The following is a 19,906-nucleotide window of genomic DNA, read 5'->3' as shown; positions in this document are numbered from 1 at the left end:
GGGACCTATCATGATGTTCGATATCCTCGTGTCGCTGCTGTTGCTGATCGGCTCGGCATTCGTTGCCCTGGGGGCGGTGGGCCTCGTGCGCTTTCCCGATCTGCTCACGCGCCTGCATGGCCCCACCAAGGCTTCGACGCTGGGACTGGGCTGTCTTCTCACGGCGTCGATGCTGTATTTTTCCAATCTGGCAGGTTATCCGAGCCTGCGCGAAATCCTGATCACGGTGTTCGCCGTTCTCGCTTCGCCCGTCACTGCGCTTTTCATCGCTCGGGCCGCACGGGCCAGACAGGACATTGATCAACCGGGAGAGCGGCCCCATCTCATGGACGGCCGCAAGGCGCCGCCGGGCCTTCGGACCCACTTATGGAGCAACGAGAGACCACGATGAAAACGTACGCGAAAGACAGCCCGGAAGCCATGGCACGGGTGCTCGCCATGACCATGATCACCGATGCGCGCCTCGATGATCGAGAACTGGACGCAATGGATCGCCTGCGGTTGTACGAACTGATGGGGCTGTCGCGCGAGGACTTCTCGCGCATCGTCAAGGACTACTGCGACGATCTGTTGCGCGGGGGCGGGGCGTCAAACGGCAAGATCGACCTCATGGACCGTGACCGCATCGATGCCGTCATCGACTCGATCGACGATTCGTCCATGCGGCTCAAGACTGCTCACATGATTCTGGCCATCGCCAAGGCCGATGGCCAGCTTCACGACGCCGAACTGGCGCTGTTCCGCCACGTGTTGTCCCGTTGGGGGCTGTCACTGGAACAACTCGCGAGCGGTTCTGCCACGATCTGAATCGACCGGCCTTCCGCAGAGCGGGCGGCGGTCCTCCCTCTATCCGTGACTGACGGGCGGGTCATGTTGTCGCCCAGGCGTCTGCTCTCCGTTCGCCGTGCTCGAGGCAGGTCCTCGAGAATCCTTGACTTGCATCAAGGATCGGGCGAGCTCGCCGGTGGATACTTGTTTCCAGTGTGCACACAGACGGGTTCCTCGGCTAAACTCGCGGCCCGTTGTGCAGAAATTCACAGGATGTTCGACCGGTTGGCGTCCGAATACGGCCCAGCCGATCGCAACAGGTCCGCCGTCAGGAGTAGCGACCTGGCGGATTTCGGTGGTTGCTTCGCTACGTCGTTTCAGGGATTTAGGGGTGCCTCACAGGGCACCCCTTTTTTTTGGTCCGCGACGGGATTCTCCGCACGGCAGAGAGGGAATCCGCGACAATCTGTCGCACCTGTCAGTCGAATGCACATGATTCCACCGCGAGTCGTCGCCCGTTCCGGGGAAGGTCTCATCCCTGTACGCGAAGTACGAGGCCGTCGGAGAACGGCCTGCCGTGGGGGTTTCCACTTGTGCGTGACACGCGAATGAGCCCCGACGGTTTTCGGGACACCCTCACCGGCGCCGCGCCACCCGAAACCTTGACGCCCGAATTGAAGGCGCTGTGGTTCTGCGCCCAAGGGCAGTGGACCGAAGCGCATCGCATGGTGCAGTCGATCGACTCCCCGGCAGCTGCCTGGGTGCATGCTCACCTGCATCGGGAGGAGGGAGATCTGTCCAACGCTGCCTATTGGTACCGGCGCGCCGGCCGATCCGTCCAGTCCGGATCGTTGCGCGACGAATGGCAAAGCATCCTCGACGCACTGCTGGGCGGCACCTGATCAGGGACGCATGATCAGGGCGCGCGGCCGTCCGATCGCCGTTGGACGAATTGATCGAACGTTTCTTCCACGGGATACCCGCGTCCTGCGTAGTCGAATCCCAGCATCTCGAACGGTTGCGCCCAGGGCAGCGCCGCCGGCCGGTGGAACTGCCGGATCTCCCCGATCGCGCCTTGGCGTATCTCGAAGATGTCCACTCCGCGCGAGAGAACCCGTTCGGCTTGCCCCTTGGGCGTCCACATCTCCGTCCATTCGACCACGACGGTGCGGTCCGCGGAGACCACCCGGTCGCAGGTCCAGCGCGCGCCCGTGATCGAGTGGACGCGAGCCCAGAAGGCGGCGAGTTCCGCTCGGCCGCGCACGGGGGGGTGGTCGATGAAATACGCCTGCACGTCTTCGCAGAACGAACTCTCCAGAGCGGGAACGTCGCCCCTGTTGCAGGCGTTCATGTAACCGACGACCAGCGCCGCGTGCATGTCGTTCATGGGTGTGGGGCCTCCGAATTGCGCTGGACTCGCGATGGGTTCGAGGCATGCCGGCATCCCTGCGCGGGCTGTCGGCAAGTGCATCGGAGCGGGTACATCGGCAACTTCCGGTTCAGCAGTCCCGGTCGCTGATCCATCCGGCCGGCTTTCCGTTGACGTCCACGACCTGGATGGCGTTCACGCATGTCGGGGGCGGCTTGGCTCCCCCGAGGTGATACACGGGACCAGCCACCGGCAAGGACTCCTCTGGCGCAGCTTGCGCGAAGCGGAGCACCTTGTGCCCATTGCGGTGGGCGACGCAGACCCACTCCTTCATTGTCCAATCCACGAGGCGCATTCCGATCGTGTCGGAGTCTGGACCGGACCAGGCAACGAGCAGTTTTCCGATGGGCGAGGGCGATTCTTCCTTGCACGCTCTGAGCGCGCGCTGATAGCGGGACAACTCCCGGGTCCAGCCCGCTCCAGCCGTGGCGATGGGGGCCGGCTCTGTTTCCTCCGGTTGCTGCACGCTGCGTTCCGGCGGGAACTCCGGATGGTTCCGCACGGCTGCGATGCGCTGTTCGTATCGTCCCGTCAGACAGGCATGGGGATCACTGCGCTTGCGGCACGCATTGAGCGAAGACCACCATGCACGCTGTTCCGATTCCAGCGCCCTGCGTGTCGTGGCGGTGGTCGCCTGAAGCAGGCGGGAACGCGCGACGGCGAGTTCCAGATCCAATTGCGCTACCGGATCGGAACTGCACACGGTCTTTTCCAGCCATGACTTCACGTTCCGGCACACGAAGCTGGGCGTTGCGGCTCCTGCCGCACCGGACAGTGCGGAGATCAGGACGGCACACACCCCGAAGATCACGGGCCGGACCGCTGGGGGAAGGGAGTCTGGCGCACGGCGGCACATGCTCCATGGACAGCGGATCACGACCCCGGATTCCCCGTCAGCGGAAGAATTGGCGGTTGATCTCGCGAAACTTGTCGTCCCCCGCGCGGCGCAACCATTCGAAGCCCACCATCTCGCCATTCACGATCTCGGCGCCATGCTGCCGAAGGCGCGACAGGGCGAGTGCCTTGCTTTCGGGAAGCCTGGAGCCCACTGCCTCCGCCACGACATATACCTGGCGCCCCGCGGCCATCAGGTCGACCGCTGTCTGGAAGACGCAGATGTGCGCTTCGGTTCCGCAAAGCACGATCTGATGCCGCGACCAGCCCGGCGCCCCTTCGAAACAGCCGTCTGCGACACAGGAGAAGTGCATCTTGTGCCGCAGTCCTTCCTTGGGAAGTTCCGTGGCCAGGGGCGCAACGGTGGGCCCCAGGCCCTGGGGATTCTGTTCCGAAGCGAGAACGGGCACACCCAGCCGCTTGGCAAGCCTCACCAGCCAAAGGCACCGGTCGAGTACCTGTTCGCAGTCGTCTATGTGGGGAAACAGGCGTTCCTGCACGTCTATCACCACGAGTGCGGAATTGCCGGAATGGAGCAGAGCCATGATGAAGGAAGGATCCGATGATCGTTGGTCCCACGTTGCCACCGCGGCAACCGGAGGGCAAGAGGCGTGAGGTCCTTACGGTTGTGGAAGAGTGGCGAGCCGCCGTCGGCAGCGGTACGCGGCCCCTGCCATCCGCGTTACTGGGTGGGCTTCGTCGAAGTCAGATACGGGGCCAGAAGCTGCCGCAGGCGGGGCAGTGTCTTGGATCCCCAGAGCTTGTCACGGACGACCCCTTCGCGGTCGATGACGAAGGCGGTCGGAGTGGGATAGCGTCGCTCGAACCCGCATTGATCCAACTCGTCGACCATTGCACCTTGCAGGTTGTAGGTTCCCAGCATGCGCGCGACCCGTGCCTTGTCCGCGACCGGGTCCACGCCCAGCATCAGCACCTCGAATCCTTCCTTCTGATGCTCGTCCCGATAGGTCTCGAGCATGCCGATCTCGTACGCGCACCCCTTGCAGTAGCTGGAATAGAAGTTCACGAGCACGATCTTGCCCCGCAGGTCCGCGAGGTCGAATCGTTCTCCGGAAATCAACGTACCCGCAAGGGCTGGCGCAGGCATCCCGATCTCCACCACAGCTGCCCGGGCCGTTCCAGCGACGCCGGCGAAGAAGAAGATCAGGCAGGCGAACCACAGGCGCAACATCGGGTTGAATGGGGCGGGCAGCAATGGCATGGCGGGCGCTGACTCCAGAGGTCGAGGATCGATCGGATCGCGGAGGCGGCGGAACAAGACTCGAAGGCGATCATCACGCCCGTCCGGGCGCTGCCGGTGGCGCCCGTCGCGGGCGCCGGCGACGATGGGCGGCTCCGCGGAGCGTCCAGGCGCTTCTTCTCCCCATTGCCAACGCCCGTCTCCCGCCGCCACGCGATCCAGGAACATGATCGGACTCTTCCTAGCCTGCCGAAGTACCGGGTGTCGACATGGGCAAGGCGGGATCTGGCGCCCATTCCGAGAGCGAGGCATCGTAGAGCCGGACATCCGGATGGCCCAGCATCGTGAGCGCAAGCGTCACGCTGGAGGCCGCGATGCCACCGCCGCAGTAGGTGACGACCCGAGGGGTGGCCATTGCGTCGGCCAGAAGACCGCGCAGTTCATCCAGCGGCTTGAACGTGTTGTCGGGGCGCACCATGTCCACTGCTGCGACGTTGACGCTGCCCGTGATGTGACCGGGACGTCCATAGTTGGTCGTGCCCCCGCCCGCATGCTGTTCAGGCCGCAGGGCATTGATCGTGCAGATGCCCGTGTCCCCAATGGCCGCCAGCACATCCCGCTTGCTGGCCACGCGATCCGGGTCGAAGCGTGCCGTAAACACCCTTCGGTCCCTCGCCCGGCCGCCCCCCGTCTCCACCGGACGCCCTTCGGCAATCCACTTCTGGAAGCCGCCGTCCAGTACACGGGTCTTCGTGTGCCCATAGACACGAAGCATCCACCACAGACGCGTGGCCCACCAATGGAATGCCGTGGAATAGCAGATGACCGTCGTGTCGTCACCCACGCCCAGCCGCGCCATGCCGTCCGCGAACTGTTCCGGAGGACACAGCATGAAATGCAGAGAATGGGACCGGTCGGACAGTTCGCCGTCGATGTCCGCATACTGTGCACCCGGAACATGCCCCTTGGAGAAGTCCGACAGGCCGGAAACGACGTCGTAAGGCACTTCCGGAGTCGGTTCCACAGGTCGCGGCAACAGATGCGTCGTGGCATCGAGCACGACCACGCCAGGGTCGTTCAGGTGCTCGGCGAGCCACGCAGTGGAGACGAGAAAATCGGAGGTGCCGGTCGATGCGGTCATGCGGAAACCCTCGGTGACAAAGCGCCGATTGTGTGCCGCGCCGACGGCCATCGCAACGGCATCCGGGCCGGAACAGACCGGCGGTCCTGAGGGCCGGGGAAGGATTCCGTGGCCGCGGATCTCGGGAATCGGGTCTCCGGCGGCTCGCGAAATCTCCCTCATTTTTTTCTCACTAGATTGATTATATGAATTATTTTTATCCCACAGTGGACAGGGGGCGTCGCAATTGGGTTCAATAGCGTCTTTCTGAGGGCTTGAGGGCCGGAGGACACCGTCACGGAGCCGGTGCCCAGGGGCCATTTTTCAGGGGGACCTCGCTGAATGGATGATTACACCGCGGCATTCGAAAGGCGCTACAACAATCGCGCAGCGGTGCCGGAGTACGCCCAGCATTTCGATCGCTGGACACGTCTGTCCAAGACTGCCCGCGACGAGCTGGACAGCGATCTGGATATCGCCTACGGCGATCATCCGATGGAAAAGATCGACATCTTCCGGGCGGAAGGGCGCAGCCGCGCGCTGCTCATGTTCATCCACGGCGGGTACTGGCGCTCCCTGGACAAGCGGGACCATTCCTTCATTGCGACCGAACTTGTGAAGTTGGGTGTCACGGTCGCGTTGCCCAATTACGCGCTCTGCCCCTCGGTCACCATCGAAGAGATCGTCCAGCAGATGCTGAAGGCGACCGCATGGCTCTACCGTACCGGGAGCCGCTACGGCGCGTTCGGCAACAGCCTCTACGTCGCAGGCCATTCGGCGGGAGGACATCTTGCCGCCATGATGCTGGCGGCCCAATGGCCGCGTTATGGGGCCGATCTTCCCGACAAGATCGTGGAGGGCGCCATGTCCATCAGCGGCGTCTACGACCTCACACCCATCGTGAACGTGCCTTCCGTCAACACCGACGTGCGTCTCACGGAGGAATCCGCGATCAAGCTGAGTCCGGCGTTCATGCCTCCGGCAACCGATGCGCCACTCTATGTGGCGGTGGGCGGCAAGGAGATTGAAGGCTTCCGCCAGCAGCACGACGAGATCAAGCAACGCTGGTCGCCAGTCATCGCCGAAGATGTCCCGTGTCCCAGGGACAATCACTTCAGCATCCTCGAAACCTTCGGAAATCCCGAATCCGAGCTCTTCAAGGCAGCCCTGCGGATGATGAAGGTGGGCTGAGGCAGGCGCCCGGCAACCCGTCCCGGAAGGCGGCCTTCGTGCCGCCTTCTGTCTTTCTGCAGGCCGGCAGGACTTGCAGGTGGTGGAAGACCTGTATGAGAATACAGTCATGGGAATGCGGCTGCATACTGGCGGGCGAGCCTCGGCGCGGAAGGGACGTGGTGCCGTGGGCAATCCGGAAGGCAGATTCGAGTCGGTCGAAAGGATCGCCGAGGAGGATGGCTGGGCAGTTGTTTCCGAAGAGGACGTGGGCGCGGGGGGTCTTGCCACGAAGGTCACGGAGGAGGTCGCGAAATCGATCCTTTCCCGTAACGATTCCCCCGACATTCCTTTCACTTGGTCCATCAATCCCTATCGGGGCTGCGAGCACGGATGCATCTATTGCTATGCACGTCCGAGCCATGCCTATCTGGGTCTCTCGCCAGGGCTGGACTTCGAGTCCCGAATCTTCGCCAAGACCAATGCCGCGGGTCTCCTGAATGCGGAACTCAGGCGGCGCGGTCACGTATGCGATCCCATCGCCCTGGGAGCCAACACCGACCCGTATCAGCCTGTCGAGAAGCGACTGCGGATCACGCGTTCGATTCTCGAGGTGCTGAGAGACTCCCGCCACCCCGTGGGGATCGTGACGAAGAACGCCCTGGTATTGAGGGATGTCGACATCCTCCGCGCAATGGCGGCCGACAATCTGTGCAGGGTCTTCATCAGCATCACCACTCTCGACCATGAACTCGCCCGAAGACTCGAACCGCGTGCAAGCAGCCCTTCGCGGCGTCTGGAGGCGCTGCAGGTACTTCGCGATGCCGGCGTGCCTTGCGGCGTGATGGTGGCACCGGTCATTCCCTTTCTGACCGATGATTCCGTCGAGCGCGTTCTCGAGGCAGCGGCATCGTCTGGCGCACAAAGCGCGGGCTATGTGCTTCTCAGGCTCCCCTATGAGATACGCGGTCTCTTCGAGGCTTGGCTGGACACCCATTTCCCATTGAAGGCCGCGCACGTCATGCAGCGAGTTCGGGACATGCGTGGTGGCCGCGCGAACGATCCGGAGTTCGGTTCCAGGATGCGCGGCCAGGGAGAACTGGCGGCGCTTCTTGCCAGACGCTTCGAGTCAGCGTGCCGGAAGCTTGGTCTGTCGGACCAGCGGCAGCCATTGAACACTGGGCTGTTCAGGCCTCCCGACCCGCCGGGACAGCTTCCGCTCTTCTGACACCGTGCGCCGATTGTGCAGTGCAGCCAGTCTGCCGGAAGCCCACTTGTTGCGCGCACTGCTGGATCAGGCGGGTATTGCGGCACACGTCTTCAACGAGCACGCGCAGTCCGGCATCGGAGAGCTTCCGTTCACGCACGCCTATCCGGAGGTCTGGATCGCGGACGATACGGACTTGGAGGCGGCTTACGAAGTTCTGCGAAAACAGGAACACATTTCAAGCGGAGCGGAGCGACCCTGTCCAGGGTGTCATGAGATCAATCCGCCGGCGTTCGAGACATGCTGGCGTTGTGGCAGTACGATCGTTCCATGAAGTGCATTCGAAGGAACGGATCGATCGAGGGCGGACCAAGGGCATCCTTGCCTTGCCCGTCGCGGCGCCGGCTGCTCAAGGCTGCACCGGCATGCCTTTGCGCGTTGGTCCCGCTCGGCGCGGATTCGCATGGCATGGGGAGGAACGACGTGGCGCTGTATTGCGGTGACACTCTTGGCCGCTATGGCTTTCCCGCCGGACATCCTCTGGGCGCCGACCGGCAGGACGCCTTTTTCAGGGAAACCAGGGCGCGAGGCTCGACAGCCGGATCGTGCTGCGTTCCCCCGGCAGCGAGGCTTCGCCCGCTGCCTTGGCGCGGTTCCACACTCAGGAGTACATCGACTTCGTCGCCACCGCCGAACGGAAGGGTCTCGAATTCCTCGACCGCGGCGACACCCCGGTGTTTCCTGACGTCTATCACGTGGCCGCCACCGTCGTGGGCTCTGCGCTCGATGCGTTGAACCGGATCATGGACGGGGAACACAAGCGGACATTCCAGCCAGTGGGGGGGCTGCATCATGCGAGTCGCTCGCGTGCGGCCGGGTTCTGTGTGTTCAACGATATCGGCGTCGTGATCGAGTCGCTGCGCATGCAGTACGGTCTTCGCCGCATCGCCTACGTCGACATCGACGTTCACCATGGCGACGGTGTCTTCTATGCGTTCGAGGACGATCCGGATGTCGTCATCGCGGATATCCACGAGGATGGTGAACATCTCTTTCCCGGCACGGGGCGCCGGGACGAAACCGGCAAGGGACCGGCGACCGGTACCAAGCTCAATATTCCACTGGCTCCGGGTTCGGGAGACGCCGAGTTCCTCCTGGTCTGGCCCGAGGTCGAAGCGCATCTCGAGCGCTTCCGCCCTGAGTTCGTCCTGTTCCAATGCGGGGCCGACGGCCTGGCGGGCGACCCCCTCGCACATCTGCGGTATTCGCCGCAGGTGCATCGTCAGGCGGCACGGTCGCTCGTTCGCATCGCTGACCGGTACTGCCAGGGAAGCTCATGGCCTTCGGCGGAGGCGGATACAACCGCACCAATCTTGCCTCGGCGTGGAACAACGTCCTGGAAGAACTGAGCCCATGAGATGCACCGTCGTCGTGCGCAGGGAAAGAACCGTTGCACCAAGGCTGACGTGCCCCGCGACATTCAGCGAGGTGCCGCTCGTCGTTGCACGCTGTTGCTCATGGCATACGCGTTGCAACTCCTGCGGTGCACGAGGTGAACGCTGCAGAAGAGGAGTTCGCGGTACTGGCAACTACGGGATCAGGACAAGGTGACGCGCATGAAGGCACCGGCGCCGGTGGCGCTCCCCGAGGAGGGGAACGACGAGATCGATTGGGACGTCCGTACTGGTTCGGGGCACCGCATAGTCGTCGGCTGCGCCAGCCGGACGGTGGCAGGCAAGGAGAACGATGACCGGGTCGGGATTGCCCGGCCGGGCCCGGATGAGCTCGAGTCACACGGATTCGCCGTGGCGGTGGCAGGGGGGATCGGCACCGATGGTTCGGGTGGCAAGGCGGCCGCCGTTGCCATCAGCGCGGTGCTGGACGACTACTATGCGACGCCATCCGGATGGACGCCCAACAAGGCGTTCGAGCGGGTGCTCCGCGCCTGCAACGACTGGCTGCACTCCCAGAACATGCGGGACACGGAGGCAGATGGGGCGGTAGCCACCCTGTCGTTGCTGCTGCTGAAAGACGGCAGGTATTTTGTCGCCCACGTGGGAGACACCCGGATCTACCGCGGGGAACGGGACAACTTCAAGGTCCTGACGACGGATCATCTCTGGCCCCGGCACGACTTGCGGCACATTCCCAAGCGGGCGGTCGGGCTGGATACCCATCTTGTAGTGGATTTCGCCGAAGGTGACCTGGGCGATGAGGATTCGTTCATTCTCGTGACCGACGGCGTGTGGGAAGTGCTGGGAGATGTTCTCCTTCGTGATGGCGTCTCCAGCACGGGTTCGCCGAAGCTCATCGCTGACGATCTGGTGGCGCAAGCGATGGACCGGCAGGCAAAATACATGGGGCGGAACGATGCCAGCGCAGTCGTGGTCCGAGTCTGCCGGTGAACCCGATTCGGAGGTGCGCGCACTTCCAGGAGCGGAACCGTGCGGTCATGACGGTCGAATCGAGATCCTCTGACGCGTTTGTCCTGGACAAACGCCCTGAACTATGATTTCCTGAAACGAATCCCTGATAGGAGCCTCGCGTGGAACACAAGTTACCCCCTCTCCCTTACGCCCTGGATGCACTGGCCCCTCACATCTCCGAAGGAAACGTTCGAGTTTCACTACGGGAAGCATCACCAGGCATACGTGACCAATCTGAACAACCTGATCAAGGGCACGGAGTTCGAGAACCTGGCCCTCGAAGACATCATTCGCAAGTCCTCGGGCGGGGTCTTCAACAATGCCGCGCAAGTCTGGAATCACACGTTCTTCTGGAACAGCATGAAGCCGGGTGGGGGCGGCGCACCTTCCGGCGCGCTGGCGACTGCCATCGCGCAGAAGTGGGGAAGCTTCGACGCCTTCAAGGAAGCATTCAGCAAGAGCGCTGTGGGCAACTTCGGTTCGGGGTGGACCTGGCTGGTCAAGAAGTCCGACGGTTCCGTGGACATCGTGAATACCAGCAATGCGGGCACGCCGCTCACGACCGCCGACAAGGCACTGCTCACCGTGGACGTATGGGAGCACGCCTATTACATCGACTACCGGAACGCCAGGCCGAAGTTCGTCGAAACGTTCCTGAATGCCTTGGCCAACTGGGAATTCGCGGCAGCCAATTTCGTCTGAGAAGCAGGATCATGCTCGCGACGGCCGACACGTTGCGCGCTGTGGAGAGACCCCGCATCAGCGGGGTTTTTCATTTCGTGCGGGAGATCACCTCGAGACAACGGGTCGTTCAGCATCGATGATCACCACGGGAAGGTGCAGGGAAAGGAAGTCCGCGGAGATGTGCCCCTAAAGAAGCAGCGGGAATAGACGTTACCGTTGGGGCCTTCGGGAGGTCTGGTCCATGTACACGGTCGCGACGGAGGGGCGGCGGGCGGATGGTGCAAGCACTCGGGCATCCGCATGCAAGAACTCGGGCGGTGGCCCAGGACGGCGGTCGCCTGCCGGTCTGCGTGTGCGCGGATTGCGGCGCGATTTCGCAGTAGCGGTGCCGGCTGGCCGGACCAGGTATCCCTTGGCGTCGTCGTATCTCGCGATGCCCGCCCTTGTATCTGCATGCAGCGCGACCCAGGATCATTGACCGGACCTTGCCAAGCCCAATTCCTGCAAAAGTGCTCGCGTCCTCACGAAAGCCCACGCTGGATTCCACCTCGGCGGCACTCCCGGGGCAAGTCCGGAACCCCGCCGCCGTTGCGGCCGCTGTCGTTGTATTGGTCTTCGGGGTTCTTGCCGGGTTTGGCTACCGGCAAGGTCTGGCCGAGCGTGCTGCGGAGCGGCGGCACGCTCGCTTTGCCGTCTTGGCCGAGCGGGCCGCAGGACGCCTCGAAACCCGGCTTGCCGCTCACCGCCAGTTCATTCTCGGAATCGCTGCCCAGGCACAGGTGGCGCCGGGTCCGGTCACCTGGAGGTCCGCAGAGTGGCCCGAAATCAGAGGGATCGAGGCCCACTCTGTCGATCGTTCCCTTGGTGTCGCCGACGCCGTCGCGGTCTCCATAGACGGCGGGCGCATCAGGTTTCAGTCGATTTCCGGTAGCGCGACGCATGGCGCCGTCGCCGTCGCCACGCTGGTCGACATCGACGGGCTGGCTCGTGCCGCTTCACTTCCGGAGGTCGAGGCGAGGCTGATGCGTTCGGATTCCGACAGCGCAAGGTCTTCCAACGACGTGACGATCGTGCGGCCCCTGGACTTTGCCGGGCAAGGATGGCGACTGGTGCTTGTGCCGACCCCCGCCTTCGACGCGACCGCCCCCGCGGAAACGTCCGGCAGCCTCCCCTCCTGGATCGTGGGTTCCGTATTGGCGGCCATGGCGACTTTCGTGCTCCTCCGGCAGGCGAGGCCCCACGAACGGATTGTTCCGCAAGGCGGCGAGCGGGAACGTATCGAGCCGGCCGAACCGCATGCGCTGCTGGGCGCGATCGTTCAGGATTGCCCTTCGCCTTCCATGCCAAGAACGAGCGCTCGCGCTGGCTCATGGTCAACGAGGCCTGGGAACGTTTCTCGGGACGGACGGCGTCCGAGGTCCTGAAGCGCAACGACGTCGAAGTGTTCGGCGAAGACTCTGGCCGGCGATCCATGGCAGAGGATGCCGAGCTGCTGTCTCGAGGCAGTGACGTCGAATCCGAGGAACGCGTACTCGATGCACTGGGCCGCGAACGGTGGATCATGACGATCCGGCGTCCCATCACGTTGCAAGACGGCAGCCGGCTGATCGTCGGCGTTCATCTGGACATCACCGCACGGCGGACGGCCGAGCTGACGACGACGCGTTCCAATGCGTTTCTGAAGGCCATTCTCGACAACATTCCGCTGCATGTCTCGGTGAAGGATGAGCAAGGCCGGAGACTGTTGTCCAACGAGGCGACACTGCAGTGGATGCAATGTTCAGCCGACCGGGCGCTCGGTTCCCGCGATACGGACGTCCTGCCCGAAGAAACCGCGCTCACCAACGTCCAGGAAGACCGGCAGGTGCTGCTGACCGGCAATACCCTGGTGTGCGAACGCGAAATGTTGAGCCCGAATGGCACGGTCGGCTGGTGGCACAAGACCAAGACGAGACTCGAACTGTCCGACGGTTCGCGGTACGTCGTCGGTACGGCGATGGATCTGTCCGAACAGAAACGGATCGAAACCGCGTTGCGGCGCACATCCCTGCGGTTGACGCTTCTCAATGCGCTGTCCGCGAGCCACACGGCGAACGACCCCATCAAGGCCCTCGCCGACCGAGTCGTGCAGGGCGCGGCGCCGCTCTTCCAGGCCGACGCCATCATCGCCGTGCACGGGGTTCCGATGTCCGGCCGACCATTGACGGCACTTGCACATTCGAGCTCCTCCAAGGGGGAGCCCATGGCGGGGCCCGATCCGCTTCGAATACCTGCCGCAGCGATGAGCGCGTTGCGGGAGGGGCGGCTGCTGATCGTGGAAGATATCCGGACGGATGAGGCGTTCCGGGACGACGCGGAGAATCTCTACCGGGACGGGATCTGCGGGCTTCTCATGTCCCCGGTCATCGTGGACGGGGTGATTGCAGCAGTACTGGTGGTCCATTCGGCGCAGTCCTGTTCCTGGAATGCCGAGGACGCAGGCACGTTGTCGGAGATCGCGGACGCGGTCGCCGGCGTGCTATCCCGTCAGGCGGTGGAGCTGCGACGCGCCAGGGCAGAAGACGCTCTCAGGGAAAGCGAGGCGAATCTGCGCGCTGTCGTCTGGGCCTCCAATCTCGGCATGTGGTCGTTGAACGTGCAGACCCGCACTTCCTACTTCTCTCCCCGGTACAAGTCGCAGTTGGGATTCTCCGAGGATGAAATGGCGGACACGTTCGATGCATGGAAGGAGCGGGTCCATCCCGACGACATCGCGGCCACGCTCCGGGCGATGGACGTTGCGTTGAGCAATCACAGCGACCTCTATCAGGCCGAGTTCCGCATGCGCCACAAGGATGGCACGTGGCGTCACTTCGTCTCCCGGGCGCAGGTGCAGAGAGACAGGGACGGACTGCCGCTGCGCATGGTGGGGGACATGTCGACATCACCGATTTCCGGCTTGCCCAGCAGGTGCTGCGAAACCAAGGGGAGGACCTGGAACGGCAGGTGAGGGAAAGGACGCGGGAACTCACGGTGGCGAAAACCGCCGCGGAACGGGCGAATGCGGCCAAGTCGGAGTGTCTCGCGAACATGTCGCACGAGTTGCGAACGCCCATGCATGCCATCCTTTCCTTTTCCCGTCTCGGGCGTGACCGGCTGCACGGTCCGGGCGATGCTTCCGCCAAGCTCGAGCAGTACCTGGATCGCATTTCCACCAGCGGTCAGCGCCTCCTGGATCTGGTGAACGATCTGCTCGATCTGTCCAAGCTCGAAGCCGGCAAGATGCGATACGAGTTTCAGGAACATGACCTGCGGGACATCGTGGACGGCGCCGTCATCGAGTTGGCCGTGCTCGCGAAAGACAAGGGCGTCGCTCTGGAACTCCCGGCGGGCTACGAGCGGGAGCCGGTCTGGTGCGACGAAGTGCGGGTGGGACAGGTCGTGCGCAATCTGCTGGGTAACGCGATCAAGTTCACGCCGTCCGGGAGAAGCATCCGGTTGGAACTGTCTCCTTGCGACATCGCAACGCCCGGCCATTCCGCCGCGCGCCCGGGCAGCCGCCTCATGGTCGCGGATCAGGGGGTCGGCATTCCGTCCGAGGAACTCGACCGCGTGTTCGACAAGTTCATCCAGAGCAGCAGTACCAAGACCGGGGCGGGTGGCACCGGACTGGGACTCGCCATCTGCCGGGAGATCGTGCACCAGCACGGTGGCCGCATCTGGGCCGAACACGGCCAGGGGGGAGGCGCCGCCTTCTTCGTCGAACTTCCGCAGGGACCGGAAGCGGTCGCGCAGGCTCTCGCGGAAACTCAGATGCGGCGCGAGGTCGCCTGAATGTCGACGGCGTCCGCGCCCTTTCTTCCGGCGGAACCGACCGGCTCTGCCAAGCCGCCCGTACGCACAGCAACCGTGTGGGTCGTGCTTCTCCTGGGCATCATGGTGGTCGCTGCGATGCAAGCTTCACTGTTCGTGGAGGGTCGGCGCACGGCGCAAGCCCGTTTCGATGCGCTTGCGGCAGCGGCAAAGGGCGGTCTCGAGGCCCGGCTCGACGCTGTGGAGCAACTGATGCGTGTCTGCGCCCGATTGGCCCTGCTCGATTCCCCTGCTGGACGTTCCAACGGGTCGGCGTGTTGGGACGGACCCGGGCGTGGCGGGCTCGAACGTCACGGTGTCGACGCGATCGGTTTCGTGGCTCGGACGCAGCCTTCACGCAATCCCGGACCTTCGCGCCGTCCGGGAGAAGTAACGAACATCCGCCAAGAATCGACCGCGGGGCACGACGGCATTCGTGAATCGAGGCCGGCGAGGCTGCCCCTCCGACCGGGAAGCTTGCAGGTCCTGGAGTCGTCGTTCCCCACGGTGAACGCCGTGGGAGCCGGGACCATGGAACAGGCGTTGCGAACCGGCACCGTCATTTTCGCGAGCGGGTCATCGGCCGCGTACGGAGAGGCCGCGGGAATGGCTCCCCGTGACGGCCAAAGCGCCACTATCTCGGCCTACTTGCCGGTGATTGCCGATGCGGGAACTCTCGCGAAGTCGTCATCCGCCGAGGTGGGCAACCCGGGTTTCGTCGTTGCCGTTGTTCGCCTCGAATCGCTGGTCACGCCAATCAACCAGGGCGAGAACGCGCTGGCCACATCGCTCACGCTTCCGGGGGCGACGGTGGTCCGCTTCGGGAATCCCGCGGACTCGTCGTTCCGCACGGGCAAACTGGAAGCCCATTTCGAGCTTCACCGCGGGGGGCAGCGCTGGGTACTCGATGCGCGTCCTGCTTCCGCATTCTTCGACGGCGAGCCATTCTGGAACGGAGGATGGTTCTTTCAAACGGCTCTGGCGGTGCTGCTGCTGCTCCTGACGTTGTTGGCGTCGATCGAATACCGGAGAAGATTCTCGGACCGCGTGCTTCGCACATCCCTTTCCGACTTCGAGCAGCGTTTTCACGCATTCGCCGAAGCGGCACCCTTCAACGTCTGGATGATGGATGCCCAATTCAATATCGCATTCGTGAACAGCCGATGGAAGCGCGCCGGAATCGCCGCGGCGGAAGGCGAACCCGCCGCATTGGGCGAGGAGGATCGGCGACGCCTCGCGGATGCTGCGAGGCGGGCGGAGACGTTTACGGAATCGGTACGGCTCCGGGACGCGAATGGGACGATCCGGTGGTACGCATTGACCGGGGAACCGTTGCGGGACGCTCGCGGCGGGTGCACGGGGTATGTCGGGACCGCGGTCGACGTGGACGAGCACCAGAGGACCCGGCATCTGCTTGGCCGTGCACAGAAGCGCTATCGCTTGGCGGTGGCGGCCGGACAGGTCGGCGTCTGGGCCTGGGACGTCGATGCCGGCAGCCTCTTCTGCAGCAGGCCCCTCCTGTCCGCGCTGGAGATCGATCCGAGCCGCTTCCAGGCGCTTTCGGACGAAGTCGATGATGGCGTGTTCATGGGAGCGGACGCCTTGCAGGAATTTCTGGAGCGCATGCATCCGGACGACAGGGAGGAGCGCCGCCGGGCTCTCGTGTCTCTCTTGCGCGACCGCGTTCCGATCGACGCCGTGTTTCGCATCCGCGACGGTGGCGGCGACTATCGAAGCTACCGGATTCATGGCGATGCCGAATGGGATCCGCAAGGGCGTGCGATCCGCTGCACCGGCACCCTCGTCGACATCACGCTCACCCGGCGCCTCGAGGAGAGTCTGCAAGCGTCCCATCGCATGGCGAAGCATACGGGCGATCTGCTGACGGCCATCGTCGATGCCATCCCGAACCCGGTGGTAGTCAAGGACGAGCATTTCCGGTGGGTGATCGTGAACAGCGCCTTCTGCGACATGATCGGCCGGGAGGCGGCGGACGTGAAGGGCCGGACCGACTTCGATCTCCTGCCCGTGGACGTGGTGCGCAGGACGCATGCAGAGGACAGGAAGGTCCTGGAGGCGGGGGAACGCCTGCGGGTGGAAATCGAGTCGCGGATCCGTCCCGGCAACCACCGGTGGTATCTCAAGACGAAGTCGCTCGTCACGATGCCGGACGGCGCCCGTTATGTGGTGAGCGTGTCGACCGACATCCACGAGCGGCGGATCGCCGAGATGAGAGCGGTGGCCGCGCGCGAACGCATCGAGTTGCTCCAGCGCATCGCCGCAGCGACGGTCGCTGCGATGGATATGCAGCCGATCGCCGTCTTTGCCCTGGATGCGCTCGGATCGATGCTGCCGCATTGCCGTGTGTCCTATCTCGCCCAGATGGCGCCCGGATCCTTCCGCTGCATGCATACGGCAGGACAGTCGTTCGGCCCTCTGGTCCCCGGCGCATCGCTCGACTTCAACGACTCCCCTGGTCATCTTCCCCTGGCTCGGAAGGATTCGCTGATCGTCATACGGGATGCGAAAAACGACAATCTGCCCAGGCGCTACCGGGAACTGCTGATCGCGCATGGCATGGGAGCCGCCATCGGCGCGCCGCTGGTCGAGAACGGCCGCCCGTACGGAATGCTGTGGGTCGACGCGCCCGCGCCGCACGACTGGAGCGCGGAGGAGATTCGCACGGTGCGAGATGTCGCGGACGCCCTGGGCGTTGCCAGAGAGCACGCGACATCCCGCGAAAGGCGCGACCGGGCCGAACGCGCCGTTCGCGACGGCAAGGCCTTTCTCGATGCGTTGCTCAACGCGTTGCCCCAGGCGGTATGGGTGCGCGACAGTTCGGGGCGCACCATCATGGCGAACCGGGCTTTCTTCGACCTCACCCGCCGCGTGCCTGAAGAGATCCTGGGCCGTACCCCGGAGGAGACGTTCGGGCCCGACGTGGCGCCCCTGGTGGACGAACAGGATCGCCGGGCCTGGAATGCGGATGCCATCTGCTACTTCGAGCAACGGAGCCTCGATCCCCAGGTTCGCGTCCGCTGGCAGCTCAAGTCCAAGTCGCCCGTGTCCATGCCGGACGGCAGCCGCTATCTCGTATGCACGTCGGCGGACATCTCATCCCAGAAGCAGGCGGCTCTCGACCTGGAGCGCAGCCATCAGTTCCTGGATGCCGTGATCAACGCCATTCCTGTGCCGGTGCTCGTGAAGGATTCGGATCACCGGTGCGTGGTCGTGAATCGGGCGGCCACGCAGGCGTTCGGCGTTCCGGAGGAAACGCTGCTGGGCAAGGCCGATGCGGACTTTCTCGAAGCCGACTACGCTGCCCTCGCGTGCGAGGAGGACGAGCGTCTCTGGACCGAAGGGGGCACCTTCACGCAGGAGACGTTCATTCCGCTGCTGCACGGGACCCCGTTGTGGGGCCTCAAGACCAAGACGGCGGCTGTTCTTCCGGACGGTTCGCGATACATCGTGGCCGCTTTGCTTGACATCACCGAACGCAAGCGGGCGGAGGATGCACTGCGCAGGCACAGTACGGAACTGGAGATGCTCGTGGCCGAACGGACGAGGGAACTGGTCCAGGCCAAGGACACCGCCGAGGCAGGCAACCGGGCGAAGTCCGAATTCCTGGCCAACATGTCTCACGAACTGCGCACGCCCATGCACGCCATTCTTTCCTTCTCGAGACTGGGAATGGCGAAGCTCACGAACGGCCAGATCGCCACGGACAAGGCAGTTCATTACCTCGAACGCATCCACGTGAGCGGTCAGCGGCTGCTCACGTTGCTGAACGACCTCCTGGATCTTTCAAAGCTCGAGGCGGGCAGGATGAACTACAGCTTCGCGACCCAGGATCTGGGCGAGGTGGTCTCCAGCGTGGTCAACGAGTTGGCGGAAGTCGCGAGAGAACAGGAGGTGCGCGTGAACGTGCGTGTGCCCGGTCAACCCGTAAGGGCCTGGAGCGACTCGACGCGAATCGCCCAGGTTGTGCGCAATCTGCTCGGCAATGCCATCAAATTCACGCCTCCGGGCCGAAGCATCACCCTCGAGTTGAGTGCCGGCGGTTTCCACGCCGACCGGGCGGGACCAGTCGACGACCAGGCAACGGTGTCCCTGGTGGTGACGGACGAGGGAACCGGAATCCCGGCAGGCGAACTGGAGGCGGTCTTCGACAAGTTCGTGCAGAGCAGCAAGACCAAGAGCGGAGCCGGCGGTACGGGACTCGGTCTCGCCATCTGCCGCCAGATCGTGGCAGACCATGGCGGCCGCATCTGGGCAGAGCATGCGGAAACGGGTGGTGCGAGGTTCTGCGTGGTGCTCCCGCTTTACGCGGGCACACACCGCGACGAGGTGCTCAGCGTCGCGGTTTGAGGAGGTTCTTCAGGCCTTCGACGGAGTCTCCGGGCTTGATCCCACGCTTGCGAAACCACCCGAGGTTGGTTTCGATCGCGTAGGCGGCAGGCCCGGCGGATTCGTGAGCCTCTTCCGTTTCGGGCTGCATGTCTTCCACGTTGAGGATGCGCCCGTCCGCGCCCACGAATGCCACGGACAGAGGGATGAGGGTGTTTTTCATCCACATCGCCTGCGGGCTGGGCGCGTCGAAGACGAACAGCATGCCGCTCGATTCTCCCAGTGAACGCCGGTGCATGAGTCCTGTCCTGCGCGCAGCCGGGGTGTCGGCCAATTCGACCCGCAAGGCATGGCCCTTGATCTTGATGGGGTAGGTGAGCAGCGGGTCCGCCGGCGCTGGCACTGCCCACAGCACCGTGATTGCCGCCACAACAGTACCTAAAAAGTGCCTACGGCTCGCCGATAAACGTTCGGTGCCGTCAATGGGTTCCTCGACCCGAGCCATGCCGTCTTCCTTTCCTTGTCCTATCCCCAGATGACGCCTCCTGCCGCGGACGGCCGAACGAGACGTACATCCCACGTCTGGATCGCCCTCACGGTTGCCGCCTTGTTTTTCGCAGGATCGTGGGGACTCGCTCACTATGACCGAACGCCGGGACCGCCGCAACGCCTGCAGGAGCGCGCGCTCACGGTGGCGCAGGGGTTCGAGTACCACGTTGCCGAAGCGAGGATTCTCGCCGCCGAAGCGGCCGTCGGCCTGTCGGCAGACCCGCTGCCGGACGCAGAGACCCTGCATCGATACATGCGCGCCAAGGGGCATCTGCCCCTG

Annotated in this window: 17 protein-coding genes and 2 pseudogenes; 12 read left to right on the top strand and 7 right to left on the bottom strand. The window is 64.0% G+C overall.

Going from position 1 to position 19,906, the window contains the following annotated elements:
* The first annotated feature begins 10 nt into the window (after positions 1-10).
* The 3 genes from IPK20_23555 to IPK20_23545 all read left to right on the top strand — a co-directional run bounded on the left by IPK20_23555 (position 11) and on the right by IPK20_23545 (position 1,670).
* On the top strand, positions 11-391 hold the full coding sequence (locus IPK20_23555) for a Na+/H+ antiporter subunit G (protein MBK8019356.1): 381 nt from the start codon (positions 11-13) through the stop codon (positions 389-391).
* Entirely contained in the window at positions 388-807 is a 420-nt protein-coding gene (locus IPK20_23550) for a TerB family tellurite resistance protein (protein MBK8019355.1), read from the top strand. Before IPK20_23555 ends, IPK20_23550 begins: the two co-directional genes overlap by 4 nt.
* 569 nt (positions 808-1,376) lie before the next feature.
* Entirely contained in the window at positions 1,377-1,670 is a 294-nt protein-coding gene (locus IPK20_23545) for a hypothetical protein (GenBank protein ID MBK8019354.1), read from the top strand.
* A gap of 14 nt (positions 1,671-1,684) precedes the next feature.
* On the opposite strand, the gene IPK20_23540 is transcribed toward IPK20_23545, so the two are convergent.
* The 5 genes from IPK20_23540 to IPK20_23520 form a co-directional block, all read right to left on the bottom strand.
* On the bottom strand, positions 1,685-2,155 hold the full coding sequence (locus IPK20_23540) for a nuclear transport factor 2 family protein (protein ID MBK8019353.1): 471 nt from the start codon (positions 2,153-2,155) through the stop codon (positions 1,685-1,687).
* A gap of 112 nt (positions 2,156-2,267) precedes the next feature.
* On the bottom strand, positions 2,268-3,008 hold the full coding sequence (locus IPK20_23535; GenBank protein ID MBK8019352.1) for a hypothetical protein: 741 nt from the start codon (positions 3,006-3,008) through the stop codon (positions 2,268-2,270).
* A gap of 82 nt (positions 3,009-3,090) precedes the next feature.
* The gene (locus tag IPK20_23530; protein MBK8019351.1) at positions 3,091-3,636 is read right to left on the bottom strand and encodes a hydrolase; all 546 of its coding nucleotides are present in this window, start codon (positions 3,634-3,636) and stop codon (positions 3,091-3,093) included.
* 137 nt (positions 3,637-3,773) lie between these two features.
* On the bottom strand, positions 3,774-4,520 hold the full coding sequence (locus IPK20_23525) for a TlpA family protein disulfide reductase (GenBank protein ID MBK8019350.1): 747 nt from the start codon (positions 4,518-4,520) through the stop codon (positions 3,774-3,776).
* A gap of 13 nt (positions 4,521-4,533) precedes the next feature.
* Positions 4,534-5,595: a sulfurtransferase gene (locus IPK20_23520; GenBank protein MBK8019349.1), complete on the bottom strand. Its 1,062-nt coding sequence runs from the start codon at positions 5,593-5,595 to the stop codon at positions 4,534-4,536.
* A 159-nt stretch (positions 5,596-5,754) separates the two neighbouring features.
* On the opposite strand from IPK20_23520, the gene IPK20_23515 reads away from it, so the two are divergent.
* The 6 genes and pseudogenes from IPK20_23515 to sodB all read left to right on the top strand — a co-directional run bounded on the left by IPK20_23515 (position 5,755) and on the right by sodB (position 10,917).
* Complete coding sequence (locus IPK20_23515; GenBank protein ID MBK8019348.1) at positions 5,755-6,603, top strand: alpha/beta hydrolase; 849 nt, start codon at positions 5,755-5,757, stop codon at positions 6,601-6,603.
* Positions 6,604-6,718: 115 nt separating this feature from the next.
* Entirely contained in the window at positions 6,719-7,810 is a 1,092-nt protein-coding gene (locus IPK20_23510) for a PA0069 family radical SAM protein (GenBank protein ID MBK8019347.1), read from the top strand.
* Entirely contained in the window at positions 7,761-8,123 is a 363-nt protein-coding gene (locus IPK20_23505; protein ID MBK8019346.1) for a DUF2007 domain-containing protein, read from the top strand. Before IPK20_23510 ends, IPK20_23505 begins: the two co-directional genes overlap by 50 nt.
* A 134-nt stretch (positions 8,124-8,257) precedes the next feature.
* Positions 8,258-9,206, top strand: a pseudogene (locus tag IPK20_23500) (acetoin utilization protein AcuC).
* A gap of 190 nt (positions 9,207-9,396) precedes the next feature.
* On the top strand, positions 9,397-10,194 hold the full coding sequence (locus IPK20_23495; protein MBK8019345.1) for a serine/threonine-protein phosphatase: 798 nt from the start codon (positions 9,397-9,399) through the stop codon (positions 10,192-10,194).
* 140 nt (positions 10,195-10,334) lie between these two features.
* Positions 10,335-10,917 (top strand): annotated as a pseudogene (gene sodB / locus IPK20_23490) (superoxide dismutase [Fe]).
* A gap of 503 nt (positions 10,918-11,420) precedes the next feature.
* Here sodB and IPK20_23485 read toward each other — a convergent pair.
* Positions 11,421-11,840 (bottom strand): hypothetical protein, encoded by a 420-nt coding sequence (locus IPK20_23485; protein ID MBK8019344.1) that lies wholly within the window; start codon positions 11,838-11,840, stop codon positions 11,421-11,423.
* A gap of 383 nt (positions 11,841-12,223) precedes the next feature.
* Between IPK20_23485 and IPK20_23480 the strand changes: the two genes are divergently transcribed.
* From IPK20_23480 to IPK20_23470, 3 genes are all read left to right on the top strand, one after another.
* Complete coding sequence (locus tag IPK20_23480; GenBank protein ID MBK8019343.1) at positions 12,224-13,888, top strand: PAS domain S-box protein; 1,665 nt, start codon at positions 12,224-12,226, stop codon at positions 13,886-13,888.
* The gene (locus IPK20_23475) at positions 13,885-14,712 is read left to right on the top strand and encodes a HAMP domain-containing histidine kinase (protein ID MBK8019342.1); all 828 of its coding nucleotides are present in this window, start codon (positions 13,885-13,887) and stop codon (positions 14,710-14,712) included. The genes IPK20_23480 and IPK20_23475 overlap by 4 nt, the downstream gene beginning before the upstream one ends.
* A 75-nt stretch (positions 14,713-14,787) precedes the next feature.
* Positions 14,788-19,098, top strand: a complete 4,311-nt coding sequence (locus IPK20_23470; protein ID MBK8019341.1) for a PAS domain-containing protein — start codon at positions 14,788-14,790, stop codon at positions 19,096-19,098.
* Here IPK20_23470 and IPK20_23465 read toward each other — a convergent pair.
* Positions 19,082-19,582 (bottom strand): DUF192 domain-containing protein, encoded by a 501-nt coding sequence (locus tag IPK20_23465; GenBank protein ID MBK8019340.1) that lies wholly within the window; start codon positions 19,580-19,582, stop codon positions 19,082-19,084. The genes IPK20_23470 and IPK20_23465 overlap by 17 nt on opposite strands.
* Positions 19,583-19,906: the final 324 nt, after the last annotated feature.

The sequence above is a fragment of the Betaproteobacteria bacterium genome (genome assembly GCA_016713305.1).
In the GTDB taxonomy this organism is placed as follows: Bacteria; Pseudomonadota; Gammaproteobacteria; order Burkholderiales.
The sequence above is the reverse complement of the archived record's forward strand: the minus strand, read 5'-3'. Positions and strand labels throughout refer to the sequence as shown.